12 protein-coding genes and 2 tRNA genes are annotated in these 15,738 nt (G+C 33.4%); 11 read left to right on the plus strand and 3 right to left on the minus strand.

Annotated features, from left to right (window positions below; all coding sequences use genetic code 11):
* The first annotated feature begins 10 nt into the window (after positions 1–10).
* The 10 genes from ACN0WY_RS02460 (at position 11) to ACN0WY_RS02505 (ending at position 7,437) form a co-directional block, all read left to right on the plus strand.
* Positions 11–84, plus strand: a tRNA-Asp gene (locus ACN0WY_RS02460).
* Between the two features lie 42 nt (positions 85–126).
* A tRNA-Asp gene (locus ACN0WY_RS02465) sits at positions 127–200 on the plus strand.
* A gap of 264 nt (positions 201–464) precedes the next feature.
* On the plus strand, positions 465–1,289 hold the full coding sequence (locus ACN0WY_RS02470; protein WP_417799442.1) for a prephenate dehydratase: 825 nt from the start codon (positions 465–467) through the stop codon (positions 1,287–1,289).
* On the plus strand, positions 1,286–2,428 hold the full coding sequence (locus ACN0WY_RS02475; protein ID WP_417799443.1) for a pyridoxal phosphate-dependent aminotransferase: 1,143 nt from the start codon (positions 1,286–1,288) through the stop codon (positions 2,426–2,428). The genes ACN0WY_RS02470 and ACN0WY_RS02475 overlap by 4 nt, the downstream gene beginning before the upstream one ends.
* Positions 2,428–3,294 carry a prephenate dehydrogenase gene (locus tag ACN0WY_RS02480; protein WP_330487589.1) on the plus strand — a complete coding sequence of 289 codons (867 nt, stop codon included), beginning with the start codon at positions 2,428–2,430 and terminating at the stop codon, positions 3,292–3,294. Before ACN0WY_RS02475 ends, ACN0WY_RS02480 begins: the two co-directional genes overlap by 1 nt.
* 11 nt (positions 3,295–3,305) lie before the next feature.
* On the plus strand, positions 3,306–4,388 hold the full coding sequence (locus tag ACN0WY_RS02485; protein WP_330487590.1) for a bifunctional 3-deoxy-7-phosphoheptulonate synthase/chorismate mutase type II: 1,083 nt from the start codon (positions 3,306–3,308) through the stop codon (positions 4,386–4,388).
* 78 nt (positions 4,389–4,466) lie between these two features.
* Positions 4,467–5,219 carry a DUF5995 family protein gene (locus tag ACN0WY_RS02490; protein WP_417799444.1) on the plus strand — a complete coding sequence of 251 codons (753 nt, stop codon included), beginning with the start codon at positions 4,467–4,469 and terminating at the stop codon, positions 5,217–5,219.
* 41 nt (positions 5,220–5,260) lie between these two features.
* Positions 5,261–6,202 carry a ribosome small subunit-dependent GTPase A gene (gene rsgA / locus ACN0WY_RS02495; protein WP_330487592.1) on the plus strand — a complete coding sequence of 314 codons (942 nt, stop codon included), beginning with the start codon at positions 5,261–5,263 and terminating at the stop codon, positions 6,200–6,202.
* Between the two features lie 72 nt (positions 6,203–6,274).
* The gene (dtd, locus tag ACN0WY_RS02500) at positions 6,275–6,727 is read left to right on the plus strand and encodes a D-aminoacyl-tRNA deacylase (protein ID WP_417799445.1); all 453 of its coding nucleotides are present in this window, start codon (positions 6,275–6,277) and stop codon (positions 6,725–6,727) included.
* Between the two features lie 65 nt (positions 6,728–6,792).
* Entirely contained in the window at positions 6,793–7,437 is a 645-nt protein-coding gene (locus tag ACN0WY_RS02505) for a YceI family protein (protein WP_417799446.1), read from the plus strand.
* A gap of 47 nt (positions 7,438–7,484) precedes the next feature.
* On the opposite strand, the gene lipB is transcribed toward ACN0WY_RS02505, so the two are convergent.
* Positions 7,485–8,189, minus strand: a complete 705-nt coding sequence (lipB, locus tag ACN0WY_RS02510; protein ID WP_330487595.1) for a lipoyl(octanoyl) transferase LipB — start codon at positions 8,187–8,189, stop codon at positions 7,485–7,487.
* Positions 8,190–8,276: 87 nt separating this feature from the next.
* Here lipB and ACN0WY_RS02515 point away from each other — a divergent pair, with 87 nt between their 5' ends.
* Positions 8,277–11,948 (plus strand): reprolysin-like metallopeptidase, encoded by a 3,672-nt coding sequence (locus ACN0WY_RS02515; protein ID WP_417799447.1) that lies wholly within the window; start codon positions 8,277–8,279, stop codon positions 11,946–11,948.
* 47 nt (positions 11,949–11,995) lie between these two features.
* On the opposite strand, the gene ACN0WY_RS02520 is transcribed toward ACN0WY_RS02515, so the two are convergent.
* Together ACN0WY_RS02520 and ACN0WY_RS02525 are read right to left on the minus strand one after the other, a co-directional pair.
* Entirely contained in the window at positions 11,996–14,782 is a 2,787-nt protein-coding gene (locus ACN0WY_RS02520; RefSeq protein WP_417799448.1) for a carboxypeptidase regulatory-like domain-containing protein, read from the minus strand.
* 34 nt (positions 14,783–14,816) lie between these two features.
* Complete coding sequence (locus ACN0WY_RS02525; protein WP_417799449.1) at positions 14,817–15,674, minus strand: GLPGLI family protein; 858 nt, start codon at positions 15,672–15,674, stop codon at positions 14,817–14,819.
* Positions 15,675–15,738 lie beyond the last annotated feature (64 nt).

The following is a 15,738-nucleotide window of genomic DNA, read 5'->3' on the forward strand; positions in this document are numbered from 1 at the left end:
TTAGAGCAACGGTCTGGTAGTTCAGCTGGTTAGAATACATGCCTGTCACGCATGGGGTCGCGGGTTCGAGTCCCGTCCAGACCGCTAAAGTTTCTCTAAAACATACAATATATTGCTTCAAGCAACGGTCTGGTAGTTCAGCTGGTTAGAATACATGCCTGTCACGCATGGGGTCGCGGGTTCGAGTCCCGTCCAGACCGCAAAAAGCTTCTCATTTTTTGAGGAGCTTTTTTTATTTTCTGTTTTTTTTAAAAAAAAGTTTGGTTTAGTTAAATTTATTTCTAAGATTTGTCCCGTACAAAAAACACAAATACAATGATGTTACAAAACGTATGGCAAGGTTTTTATTTTTACTTTTACTTTTTTAGTAAGAGACGAGACTTTGTACCGTATTGTTAAACTAACAAAAAATAATATATCCAATCAAAGTCTCGAATTTATCGAGGCTTTTTTTTTGACTTTAAATGAAAAAAATAGCCATTCAAGGAATTCAAGGAAGCAACCATCATATTGTTGCAAACAACTACTACGGAGAAAACATCAACCTACACGAATGTTTATCTTTTGATGTATTAGTTGATAGCCTGTTAAGCTCAAAAACTGAGCAAGCAGTCATGGCGCTAGAAAACACTATCGCAGGGTCAATTATTCCTAATTACGCCCTAATTGACAAGTATAATTTACATATTTCTGGCGAGTATTATCTACCCATACATCATCACTTGATGGCCTTAGCAAACCAGAAAATTGAAGATATTACTGAGGTTTGCTCACATCCGATGGCTTTATTACAGTGTAAAGAGTTTTTTAAACAACATAAACACATAAAACTCATTGAAGATGTAGACACTTCTGCGGTAGCTAAAAGAATTACAGAACAACAACTAAAAGGAGTTGCGGCAATTGCTCCCAAAATGGCAGCTGATATTTTTGGTTTATCAATTATTGAAGATGAAATTCAAACGATTAAAAATAATGCAACTCGTTTTGTCTTTCTTCAAACAAGCCTTCCTAAAAACGGTAAAAATGAAATTAACAAAGCTTCTTTAAAATTTGAATTAGATCATAAAAGAGGCAGTTTAGCAACGATGTTAAACGTAATGAGTGATTGCAAGTTAAACCTTACCAAAATACAATCGTTACCCAAAATTGAAACCCCTTGGAAGTATGCTTTTTTTGTTGATGTAACCTTTGACAAATATGAAGATTATGAAAAAGCAAAGGCTATAATTCAAATTATGGCAGAAGAATTTAAAATATTAGGTGAATATAAAAACGGAAGATTATGATACAGTTTGCTAACAGACTACAAACCGTACAAGAGTACTACTTCTCAAAAAAATTACAAGAAGTACGTCAGTTAATTTCAGAAGGCAATCCTATTATCAACATTGGAATTGGCAGCCCCGATTTACAACCTCCAACATCTGTACTGAAAGCTATTCAAGATAGTTTACAAGATACTGGAGCACATAGCTATCAGAGCTATCAAGGCTTACCTGAATTTAGACAAGCTGTTTCAAATTTTTATCAAAACCATTATAAAGTTGCAGTTAACCCCACCAATGAAGTACTCCCTTTAATGGGAAGTAAAGAGGGAATAATGCATATTTCTTTAGCTTTTTTAAACGAAGGAGATCAGGTATTAATTCCTAATCCAGGGTACCCAACCTACAGTTCTGTTACTAATTTACTAGGAGGAAACCCTATTTTTTACAATTTAGATGAAGCTACTAACTGGCAACCTGATTTTGAAGCTTTGGAAAAACTAGACACCTCAAAAATAAAGTTGATGTGGGTAAACTACCCGCATATGCCAACAGGAGCAAATGCAACTATAGAAACCTTTCAGAAGTTGATTGACTTTGGTAAAAAACACGATATCGTTATAGTAAATGACAATCCGTATAGTTTTATATTGAACGAACACCCTCAGAGCATTTTACAAATTAAAGGCGCTAAAGATATTGCTCTCGAGTTAAACTCGGTAAGCAAATCTTTCAACATGGCCGGATGGCGTGTTGGGATGTTATTAGGCAAACCTGAATTCTTAACCGAAGTTTTAAAAGTAAAAACGCAAATGGATTCTGGTATGTTTTACGGAATTCAAAAAGGAGCAACCAAAGCATTAGAATTGAACAAAGATTGGTTTACCCAACTAAACGACAACTATAAAAAAAGACAAAAATTAGTTTTTAAACTAGCTGATAAGCTAGATTGTACATACGATAAAAACACCTCAGGGATGTTTGTTTGGTGCAAACTTCCAAAAGGAAAAACATCAGAAAAAATGATTGATGATTTGTTATACAACAAACACATCTTTGCTGCTCCTGGAACCATTTTTGGCAGTCAAGGTGAAGGATACATTCGTTTTTCATTATGCGTTCCAGAAGAAAAAATTAACGAAGCAATCAACAGCATATAATGAACATATTTATCATAGGACTAGGATTAATCGGCGGCAGCCTTGCTTTAGATATTCAACAAGCATTTAAAAACGCTACCATCTATGGAATTGACTCTAACGAAGAGCATGGAAATCTTGCCATAGAAAGAGGTATTATTCATCAAAAAGCAACATTTCCAGCGTTGAAAAATGCAGATATGGTAATTATTGCCATTCCCGTAGACATTTCACAAACAGTAATTTTAAAAACCTTAGACACTATTTCAGATACTTGTTTGGTTTTCGATGTAGGTTCGACTAAAGAACTGATTTGCGACGCTGTTAAAAACCATCCTAAAAGAAGAAACTTTTTAGCAACACACCCTATTGCAGGAACCGAGTTTTCAGGACCCAATGCTGCGTTGACAAATTTATTTAGAAGTAAAACCAATATTATTTGTGAAGTAGAAAAAACAGCATTCAAATTACAGGAAAAAGCATTAGACTTATTTTCAAAATTAGGAATGCGCATACGATATATGGACCCAAAATCACATGACAAACACATTGCTTATGTATCGCATTTATCACACATCAGCTCTTTTATGTTGGGTAAAACCGTTATTGAAAAAGAGAAAAACGAGCGTGATATTTTTGATATGGCCGGTAGTGGGTTTGCATCTACCGTACGTTTGGCTAAAAGTTCACCCGCAATGTGGACTCCTATTTTTGAGCAAAATAAAGAAAATGTAATTGAATCTTTAAATGAATATATTCATAACTTACAACAATTCAAGACCTTATTAGAGAACAACGATTTTCCAGAAATATATGCAGAAATGGAAAACACCAATCATATAAAACAAATATTAAATGGAATTTTAGAGGGAGCACCTCAACAATAAAAAATATCAACATGGAGAATACAAAAGAATTAAAAACATGGTTAGATGCTTTCGGATTAGGGCATCCATTAGTAATCGCAGGGCCTTGTAGTGCCGAAACAGAAGAACAAGTATTACAAATTGCACACGAATTAAAAGACACGGATGCTACAGTTTTAAGAGCTGGAATTTGGAAACCTCGTACCAGGCCAGGTAATTTTGAAGGCGTGGGGGCTTTGGGCTTAAAATGGCTCCAAAAAGCAAAACAAGAAACAGGAATGTTAACTGCTACTGAAGTAGCTAACAAAGATCACGTAAAACTTGCAATTGAACATGACGTAGATATCTTATGGATTGGTGCCCGCACTACTGTAAGTCCTTTTATTGTTCAAGAAATTGCCGATGCTTTAGAAGGCACAGATAAGATTGTTTTAGTCAAAAACCCTGTAAACCCTGATTTACCATTGTGGCTAGGCGCCATAGAACGTTTATATGCTAAAAACATTAAAAAACTAGGAGTTATCCATAGAGGTTTCTCTACTTACGAAAAAACAAGGTACCGCAACAATCCTGAATGGCAAATCCCTATTGAATTGCAAAACCGTTTCCCCGATTTACCATTAATTTGTGATCCGTCACACATCGCTGGTCGTCGTGATATTATTTTTGATGTTTGTCAAACTGCCTTAGATTTAAACTTTGATGGCTTAATGGTTGAAACTCATTATGATCCAGATAATGCATGGAGTGATGCTGCACAACAAATTACTCCTAAATCATTAATTCAAATGATGATTGATTTAAAAGTTAGAAAAGCTACAGATACAGAAACTGAATATAGAAACGCATTGAACACCCTACGTACTCAAATTGACGTAGTGGATCATCAATTAATTGAAATGTTAGGTAAACGTATGAAAATAGCAGATTCAATTGGTCAATTGAAAAAAGAGAAAAATGTTGCCATTTTACAAACCAAACGATGGAATGAGATACTAGGTAAAATGATTTTAGAAGGTGATGAACGTGGTTTAAGCGAAGAATTTGTACTTAAAATGTTCAAAGCAATACACCAAGAAAGTATCAATCATCAAGAGAAAATTATTAACAGTTAAATATCTAAAAGACCGCTACAAAATAGCGGTCTTTTTTATTCTATTTATTGTATTTTCATCCTACCAAACTTTAACTAAATGAAACCTATTCATACAATTGATGAGGTTATAGATATACTACAAGATATAATTAACGAATCTATCAACAACAAAAGTCCGTTAGGATATTTTGCAGCTTTATACCAAAAAGTAACAATCAAGGTAAAAGAAGGCATAAAAAGCAATTATTTTGATGATAACCAACGAATAGAAAAACTCGATATAATTTTTGCTAAAAGATATATAGAAGCTTATTACAATTACCAAAACAATATACCTATCACTTCCTCTTGGGAAAAAGCTTTTGGCATAGCTAATAAATATTGGTATATAGTTTTACAACATTTACTAGTTGGCATGAATGCACATATTAATTTAGATTTAGGAATAGCGGCCGCAGAAGTTTCTAAAGAGCAAAATATCCAAAACTTACATGGTGACTTTAATAAGATTAATAAAATTTTATCCTCTTTAGTTAATGATGTTCAAGATGACTTAGCCAAAGTATATCCTTTTTTAAAGAAAATTCTTATCTGGACTAAAGATGTTGATGATTTTTTAGTTGACTTCAGCATGGAATTAGCAAGAAACGGTGCTTGGGATTTTGCTGTAGAATTAGCCAATACACCAGCTATTGATTTTAACAATACTATACATAAAAGAAACATTGAAATAACCGAAAAAGCAGACTTGGTTATTTCTCCAGGTTTTATCCCAAAATTAATTTTTATGATTATTAGAGTTTCAGAAAGAGGAACAGTAGCTCAGAAAATTAACGATTTAACAGATTAAACAATACTATAACATTCAATTTTTATTCTCATCTTTGTTCTATGACAGGAACGGTTTATAAATCTACAGGAAGTTGGTATTGGGTAAAGTCTGAAGGCGAACTATATAAGTGTCGCATTAAAGGAAAATTTCGCATCAAAGGAATTAAAAGCACCAACCCTATCTCTGTAGGTGATATTGTTGATTTTTCATTGGAAACAAAAAATGATGAAGAAACGGGGTTAATTACCAATATTCACGAACGTAAAAACTACATTGTTCGTAAATCGGTAAATCTATCAAAGCAAACTCATGTCATTGCTTCTAATATTGACCAGGTATTTTTATTGATTACGATAGACAACCCTCCTACTTTTACAACATTTATCGATCGTTTTTTAGTCACTGCTGAAGCCTATTCAATCAAAACCATATTGGTTTTTAATAAAATTGATTCGTATGAAATTGAGCAACGTGCTGAAATTTTGTATCTAAAAGACATTTATGAAGCCATCGGTTATGAATGTATTGAAGTTTCTGCTATCCAAAACATTAATATCGATAAAATTAAAGCGTTAATGACTGGCAAAGTAAGTATGTTTGCGGGGCATTCGGGGGTTGGAAAAACCACCTTAGTTAACGCTATTGAACCTTCTTTAGACCTAAAAACAAAAGAAATTTCTGAACAACACAAACAAGGGCAACACACTACTACGTTTGCTGAAATGTTCGATTTAAGTTTTAATGCTCGTATTATTGACACTCCTGGAATTAAAGGTTTTGGTGTAGTTGACATGGACAAAGATGAATTAGGCGACTATTTTCCTGAGTTTTTTGCTTTAAAACAAGACTGTAAATTCAACAATTGTATTCATATTAACGAACCCCAATGTGCAGTTAAAGAAGCCTTGGAAAATGAAGAAATAGCTTGGTCTCGTTATAAAAGTTATTTACAAATTTTAGAAGGCGAAGACGAACACTACAGAACCGACATTTGGGAGTAACAAAATTTTTAGTCTAATCTCCACCAAGGTTCAGAACATCCAAATATTTAAAAATTCAACAATTTATATAAAATGAAAATTGTCATTCAACGCGTTTCAAAAGCTAGCGTTACTATTGAAGGTGAAAGAGTCGCTAACATACAAAAGGGACTTTTAATTTTACTTGGAATTGTTAATGAAGATACTCAAGAAGATATTCAGTGGCTGTCTAACAAAATAACAAACCTTCGTATTTTTAATGACGATGAAGGCATTATGAATAAATCGATTAAAGATATCAATGGAGATATCATTACCGTAAGTCAGTTTACCCTACATGCTTTTACCAAAAAAGGGAATCGTCCTAGCTATATTAAAGCTGCCAAACCAGAGATAGCGATTCCTTTGTATGAAAAATTTATCCAACAAGTTGAACTTGACTTGGGAAAGAAAGTTCAAACTGGTCAATTTGGTGCCGACATGAAAGTAGAGTTATTAAATGATGGCCCTGTAACCATTATTATCGATTCTAAAGATAAAAAATAATTTCCATGGGAATTATTTTTAGTTATATTTGTACTTGATTAATAATCATTATTAAAAACACAAAAATGAAAAAAACAATTTTAGCTATTGCTTTTATTGCAATCGGAGCAGTTTCTTGTAAGACAGAAAAAAACAAAGCTGCTGTTAGCGACGAAGTTAAAGAAGTTGCAAAAACAGAAAACATTATCAATACTTATAAAGCTAATGTTGCAGAATCTACTGTAACTTGGAAAGGGAGCAAGCCAACAGGTTCTCACAACGGTGTCGTTAGTTTAGAAAAAGGAACTTTAGAAGTTGAAAACGGAAACGTAAAATCTGGAGAGTTCATTATCGACATGACTACTATTGTTTGTCAAGATTTAGAAGCTGGAAACGGTAAAGAAAAATTGGAAGATCACTTAAAAGCAGGGGATTTCTTTGATGTTGAAAAATTCCCAACTGCTAAGTTTGAAGTAGCTAGTTCTGAGTTAAAAGACGGAAAAGCTCACGTTACTGGTAACTTAACTCTTAAAGATGTTACAAAGAGCATTACTATTCCTGCTACTGTTACAGAAGCTGATGATATGTTAACTTTTAAAAGTGATGTTTTTAGTATTGACAGAACTGACTTTGGTGTTACTTATAAATCTAAGAAAATTGATGCTGCTTTAAAAGACAAGTTTATCAATGATTTAATGGAAATTTCTTTTGAGATTAAAGCTAAAAAATAATTTTAGTTTTTAAGCATAAAAAAGGGGCGACAATTGTCGCCCCTTTTTTATGCTTTTATAAATTCTTCTACTTCAAATAGCTCTTTAAAGTGCTTTATAATTTTCTCTTTTACTTCTTCTTCTGATATTTTTCTTCCTAACTCAACCTCCATTGAAGTAACCGCTTTCCCACGAATTCCACAAGGAATGATATTATCGAAATACCCTAAGTTAGCGTTTACATTCAAGGCAAAACCATGCATGGTAACCCACCTGCTTGCTCGAATACCCATGGCACAAATTTTTCTTGCAAATGGTGTACCTACACCTAGCCACACCCCTGTTTCTCCTTCACTCCTTTCACCTTCCAATCCGTATTCTGCAATTGTTAAAATAATTGATTCCTCTAACAAACGTAAATATTTATGGATGTCAGTAAAAAAGTTTTCTAAATCTAAAATTGGATAACCAACAATTTGCCCCGGTCCATGATAAGTTATATCTCCTCCTCTATTAATTTTATAAAAAGTAGCTTCTTTTTCTTTAAGCTTCTCTTCGTTCAATAATAAATTATTAATATCTCCCGATTTTCCTAGGGTATATACATGTGGATGCTCAACAAATAAAAAATAATTGGGGGTTTCAATTTCACTTTCTCCCTTCCTTCTTTCTCTTTTTAATGATACTATTTCATCTAAAAGGCTTGTTTGATAATCCCATGTTTCTTTGTAATCTTTTCTTCCTAGATCACTAATTCTTATTTTTTTATTCATAAATTGTACCGCTAAACTGCCTTACAAAGGTAGGGAAATTTAAAGTTTTACTGTTTATAAACTAAACCTATATCAATTCCAGAAATTATGTTTAAAAAAAGTACCCTTCCTTTTTTATTTGCTTTTTATTTGTCTATAGCCAACTTGTTTTCACAGCAACTATGGACCAAAGTTCATAAAGAGGCCATTACTCAACAAAAAAAAGAGGTTTTCAACACCAATTCTTTACCAAAACAATACGTTTTGATGAGTTTGAATTTAGACGGTTTTAAAAATACATTGCCTAATCTACAATCTAAAAGCACTTCAAATTCGAAAATAATACAACTTCCAAATGCTAATGGGCAACTAGAAAGGTTTTCTATAGAAGAAACTTCTTATCTAGCTCCTGCTTTAGCTGAAAAATTCCCTATGATTAAATCTTTTTCGGCTCAAGGAATAGACAATCCTTCGTCTTCTGCTAAGATAAGTATTGGTAATGATGGAGTTCACGCAATCATTTTTTCAGCAAACGAAGGCACTTCCTATATAAACCCATACACCAAAGACTATAAAGAATACATTGTTTATAAAAAGAGCAGTTTACCTCCTACTAAAGATGAATTTTCATGTACGGTAGAAGACACAGTACAAAAGAAAGACAAATTTACTTCTCAAAGAAAAAACGCTAACGATGGAAATTTAAGAACCTATAGAATGGCCATTGCTTGTACAGGTGAGTATGCTCAGTTTCATATAAACAACCAAGGAGTATCATCATCGGCTAGTGAAGCAGAAAAAAAAGCAGCTGTACTGTCTGCCATGAACACTACTATTACTCGTGTGAATGGAGTTTATGAAAAAGATTTAGCTGTTAGAATGGTTCTTGTAGACAATAATGATGCATTAATTTTCTTAGATGCCAGCACAGATGGCTTAACCAATGATACTGCCAGCATTTTAATTGATGAAAGTCAGGAAAAATGCGATAATATTATTGGCAATGCTAATTATGATATCGGACATACCTTTAGTACTGGAGCTGGTGGACTTGCGCAACTAAATTCTGTATGTGTTACAAACTACAAAGCTCAAGGAGTTACAGGTAGGGGTCAACCTATTGGTGATACCTACGACATAGACTATGTTGCTCACGAAGTTGGACATCAATTTGGAGCAACTCATACCTTTAACAATTCTTGTGATGGTAATAGAAGTAGTAGTACAGCCGTTGAACCTGGAAGTGGTTCTACAATTATGGGCTATGCCGGTATTTGCTCACCGAATGTACAAAGTGTAAGTGATGATTATTTTCATGCGGTTAGTATCGCTCAAATGTGGAGTCATGTTCAAGGATCTGGAAGTTGTGCTTCTACCACAAATACAGGGAATAATGCTCCTACCGCTAACGCTGGAAACGATGTAAGCATTCCTAAGTCTACTCCGTTTGTTTTAAAAGGAGAGGCTACTGATGCAGAGGGGCCAAGTTCTTTAACATATACCTGGGAGCAAATTGATAATGAAATTGCAACAATGTCTCCATTAGCTACAAATACTGAAGGCCCTATGTTTAGATCATTACTTCCATCTTCTTCTCCTAATAGATACATCCCGGCACTATCTACTGTATTAAGCGGTAATACTGCTACCACATGGGAAGTTTTACCTTCAGTAGCACGAGAATTAGATTTTGCACTTACAGTTAGAGACAATCATTCTGGAGGTGGAAATTCAGCTAGAGATGATATCAGAGTAACGGTTACAGAAGCTGAAGCTTTTACTGTAACTAGCCCTAATTCTGCGGTATCTTGGGGAGTAAACTCAACTCAAACTATTACTTGGAATAAGGGAACTACAGATATAGCTCCTATTAACTGTGCTACCGTAAACATAAAACTTTCAACAGACGGCGGTCTTAGCTACCCAATTACTTTAAAGAGCAACACACCAAATGACGGTTCTGAAGCTGTTATTATACCCGATACTCCTACTACTAATGCTAGAATACTAGTAGAAGCGGCAGATAATATTTTTTATAATATAAATAATACCAACTTCTCCATTTTCCCAACAGCTCCTACTTATTCAATAACTAACAATACAGGAGATGTATCTGTATGTAATGTAGCTACAAATGAACAAATTTTTGATTTTGACTACAATGCTTTATACGGCTTTAATGAAACTGTAAATTTATCTTATTCAGGAGCTCCTACTAATTCTACAATAACATTGAGTAGCTCTTCAATAAGTAGCAGTGGTAAGTTTAGCTTAACCGTAACCAATCTTACCAATGTTACCAAAGGAGATTACACAATTACAGTTACAGCTACATCAGGCTCTATAACTAAGTCTGTTGACATCCTTTTAAACGTAAACGATAGTCTTTGTAACTCTACTGGTAATATGGCCTCACAGTTAAGCATTACAAATGTTACTTTTAACAGTATAAACAACAACTCTACCAAAACAACAGGGTATTCTGATTTTACTAGTCAACGTACAGATGTGGTTAGAGGTGAAAACTATAATTTAACGACCACTATTCATCCTGACGGAAATAGTAATGTAAAAACAATTGCATGGATAGACTGGAACCAAAACTGTGTTTTTGACACTAATGAAACTTATGACTTAACCTCTACTGGTTCTATTTCAATTACTGTTCCAGAAGGAATCCCTACAGGGGCAACATTAATGAGAGTTTCGACAAGGTCAAACGCAAACCCCGATTCTTGTAGATTGGGCTTTAACGGCGAGGTAGAAGATTATACTATTACAGTTCTAGAACCTACTTTTTCTATTTCGAATAGCACAGGAGATTTATCGGTATGTAAACAAGCTACAAATGAAATTCGCTTTGATTTAGATTATACCGCCCTATATGGTTTTAATGAAACTGTGAACCTTTCTTATTCTGGAACGCCAACAAACTCAACTATTACGTTAAATCCTACGAGTATAAATAGCAGTGGAAAATTTACCTTAACAGTCACTAACTTAACTGATGTAGCTATAGGAGATTATACAATAACTGTTACCGCTAATAGTACCTCAATGACCAAGTCGGTAAATATACTTTTAAATGTAAACAATAGTCTTTGTAATTCTTCTGGAAATACTGAGTCACAATTAAGCATTACAAATGTTACTTTTAACGGTATCAATAATAATTCTGATAAAACAAATGGTTACTCTGATTTTAAATCAGTAACAACTCAAGTGGTTAGAGGGGAAACCTACGAGTTAACAACCACTATCAATACAGCTGGAAATAGCGACATAAACACAGTTGCATGGATTGATTGGAACCAAAACTGTACATTTGACACCGATGAAGCTTATGATTTAACTTCTTCAAACACTCTTTCGATTTCTGTTCCTGAAAATGCTTCATTAGGTTCTACAACTATGAGAATTTCTACAAAAACAAATAGTGACCCTAACTCTTGTGGATTAAATTTTAACGGTGAGGTAGAAGACTATAGCATTACTGTTGAAGAAAGCTTTGCTACAGACAACACTTTATTTGATGATTTACTAGCGTACCCTATCCCTTCAGATGGAGCATTAACAGTAAGTTTTAAAGTAAAAGACAAAGAATCTACAATTATAAGACTTTTTGACTTTAGAGGGAGATTGATTGAAACACAAAAATTCTCCACTATCTCTAGCCAGTTTAATGAAAACATACAACTAACTAAAGCTGCTAGCGGACTTTATCTTTTACAAATTGAAAATGCAGGCAAACAAGTAACAAAAAAAATAGCGATTAAATAAATAACTTTAAGCTTACCATAAAAAGCAACCCAAAAGGGTTGCTTTTTTTATAAATTATACTTTACTGTAAACATGGCTATTCTAGGTTGAATTACGTACGAAGAATTACTCACATAAATATCATTGCTACTATTCTGGTTCAACCCTGTTGAATTTAACAAATTGGTAACTCCTACTTTATATTCCCATTTACTCCCTTTTTTCTCATACGTAAGATCGGCTCTTAAAAAACCATAACTATCTATTGTTTGTCCATTATTAAGCACGTTGTTATAGGCGTACTTTGATGTAAAAATAAATTCTTTTAAGAAAAAGGCATCAACGTTTATATACGGACTATGTGTTGTAAAAGTGTTTTCAACTCCTCCAATATCTGAGTTATTAATAGATACGTTATAACCGACATCGAAATTCGGAGCTTCTTTAAAGTTTGTACTAAATTTTGAGGTATAGGTTTGTGAAAATGTTTTCGCCAATCGATTTCTTGTTTCATTCGTTTGGCGATCGGTAATTAAACTATTCGATTTTCCATAAGATATATTCCCTCCTAATCGTAACTTAAACTTTCTGAAACTCTTTTGAAAGTTTGCCCTCGCAGAAATGGACTCATCAGGAAAAGCAGAGTTTACCGAAGTTCTTACTTGGTTAACATCAATAAACTCTGTATTACTCTTAATTTCTTGAATGCGTTTACTATAGCTAATTGCTCCAAAAACATTGGTATAATTAAACATATTAAAACTAAAATAATTCAAATTTATATTATGGTATAATGAGTTATCAAGAGTTCTATTTCCTGAATATAAACTATTGTAATTATTAAAAACATACCCTTCCGCTAATTTATTTACATCAGTAAAACTAGTTTGCATGGCATAGTTTAAACGTAGTGTTTCCGATTTTTTTAAATTGATTTTTACCGAAGCATCTGGTAATAATTTGATGAAATTAGCTTCATAAACAGCACCTAATTGGGTGTTTTTAGATACGTAGTTATGTAATGTAAAACCTTGGTTAAAGGTAAAAATACCTGTTATGAATTTATAATGTAGCCCCATATACAAATCATCAAAAGAAAAAGCTACGTCGTTAACTGTGTTTGGCTCAGTAATTTCATTTTTATTTCCTTCTAAAATTTCAAAAATAGTAGTGTTAAATTGTTGATTACTTAGGGTCGCTCCCAAAGTCATATTTAAATTACTTTTAGAATTTAGTACATAATAGTAATCTAATTTTGCATCTAACTTGTTTGTTTTTATTCTTTTATTCTGACTTACATTAAATAAATTATGGTCTCCTGGGTTTGGATTAACATTGGTTAATGACAACAAGTTATAAAAAGATAACTTTTCTAGTTCAGCATTGTAAAACGGGTCTTCATTTTGCCATAAATGTTGCGCCTCAAAAGCAAAAATATTTTTATCATTTAAGGTATAGTAATAATTTAAGTTTTGATTGATTGAAAACGGGCTTTGCTCTGAAACTTGATGAATAGGCACTACCTCATCATCTGCATTTAAATATGTTCTTGATGACAATGTTGTTTGTCGTTGCTGTTGTTGTGAAACCTTAGCAAAAATATCATAATCGAGTTGGTTGTTTGCGTTTGACTTATAACTTGAACTCAATTTAAACAAGCCCAAATTACTTGTTTGATTTGTTACATCTTGTGTTTGTTCGGTATCAATATACTTTATTGAAGACGGGGTATTCTCATCATACGGAGGTAGGCTATTGCTATCAACCTCTGCATTTGAATACACACGTTGAGTTGTTTCTTCCATGTCAGTTTTATTTCCTGAATAGATAGCAAACCCACTAATATCCCAAGTTTTCTTTGGAGAATAACTAAAGTTTAAAGCACCAAATTTTGACTCAATTTCTTTCGCTCTATTATTTCTTAAAGTTAAAAAAGCAATATCGTTAGACCCTACATTAAAGTTTGTTCCGTTATTGTCTCCAAATTGCCTAAAACCTCCCGTAAATTTAAAATAGTCTCTAATTGTAAAAGGTACTTCTCCAATATTATTTACATCGGTTATAACATTTAAGCTGTATTTCGGACTATAATAAAACAACTTAGGATGCACTATGTATCGACTATCTAACATCCCTAACCCTAAACCAGCAGCAACTTCTCCAAACCAAAAATTCTTTTTCCCTTCTTTTAATTTAATATTTATCACAACATTATCCTCGTTATCGGTAACACGACTCATTTGTCCTACTTCACTATGATTTTTAAGTACTTGAACTTTATCTATTGCATTTGCAGGAATATTTTTTGTAGCTAATTTAGAGTCTCCGTCAAAAAAGTCTTTTCCTTCCACCATTACCTTTTTTACAGTTTTCCCCTCTACTTCAATTTCACCATCGTCGTTTACTTCAACTCCAGGTAACTTTTGAAGTACATCTCCTAGTTTTTTTTCCGTTCCACTTTTAAAACTATCCGCATCATACACAATTGTATCACCTTTAACAGTTACTGGCATTTTATACGTAATATTTACTTCATCTAAACGATCATCTTCTTCTAAAACAAGGTCTTTAAATAAATTAACCTCGTTGGTTTCTACATCAACTTCTGCTGTTTTCAGTCCTATATAACTTACCTTTATGCTATAGCTTGTATTTTTAGCTAGGTTTAATTTATAGTTCCCTTTAGCGTCGGTAAAACCATAAGAGTCTAGTTTTTTGGTCGCTTTGTTTACGGCAATTACGTTTGCCATTTCTAAAGGAGTTCCAATGCTATCTTTTACAACTCCTCTCAGTGTAATTTGAGCATTAGAAGTCCAAGTAGCTATGCAAATAGCTATGAATAATATTTTTTTCATTATGTGATTTTCTTATTAGGCGAGTTGTTGTCGTTTAATGAAAGCCTCTTCCCTCTCTATTTCCTCCACGTCTGTTTCTAAATCGCTCTCTCATTTCTTCCATTTTTTCTTTTACAACCTTATTGTATGCTTCTCTTGTTATTTTTTTTCCTTTAACAGGTTCTTTTATTTCTATTTTCTCAGAAGGGTTCATTATGATTTCTGAACACAGTATAGTGGTTCTACCTTCGTTAACTTCTAATATAAGACCGGGTAATCCCCAATAACTCCCTGGTCCGCTACTTATAGGCACTTGCGGTGTATACCAAGCCGTGACTAAAGTTTCTTTGGGAGCTTCAAGATTTTCAGTTTCTTTTTTTACCGTAGAAGTATCTCGCTTTACTTTGGAATCCCTCTCTCTTCTTCGCAAATTTCTCCAATCAAAACCTGTCGCTTTCTTTACCATGGTTGCTTTGAAACAAGTATAATTACCAATTTGTTTTGTTTCCTCTCCAAGTTCCCATTTGGGTAGTTCTTTGTTTTCAGAAATCAAAAATTTCTTTCCGAAAAACTCTGTAGACTCAAGTATTTTCCCCACTTTAAAATCCTTGTAAACCGTCCCTCCACCAGCAAAACCTCCAAACCGAAATCCTCTACTAGCTCCAGGAGTTTCGAGCTTTTCTTCCTCCTTATAAATAGATTTACTTCTGGTAAAATTTAAAACGTATGTTTTCTCTAACATGCTTTTCATACGTTGTAAAATTTGTTTCTTTCGTTCTTCGGATAGTTGTCGCCCTCCAAAACTAGGATCTATAGCTGTTTTTGATTGATAAATTGCTTTTCCTTGAAAATTAGTTTGTGAAAAAACAGTCATGGAAACACTTAAGAGAAGAGCTGTAACTAAACCTTTCATTACTTTCGTTTTTAAATGATACTTATACCTTTTTTGTAGTATAAGAATTAGACTTTCAAAAACA

The sequence above is a fragment of the Tenacibaculum sp. genome, from assembly GCF_048269885.1.
Classification (GTDB): domain Bacteria; phylum Bacteroidota; class Bacteroidia; order Flavobacteriales; family Flavobacteriaceae; genus Polaribacter.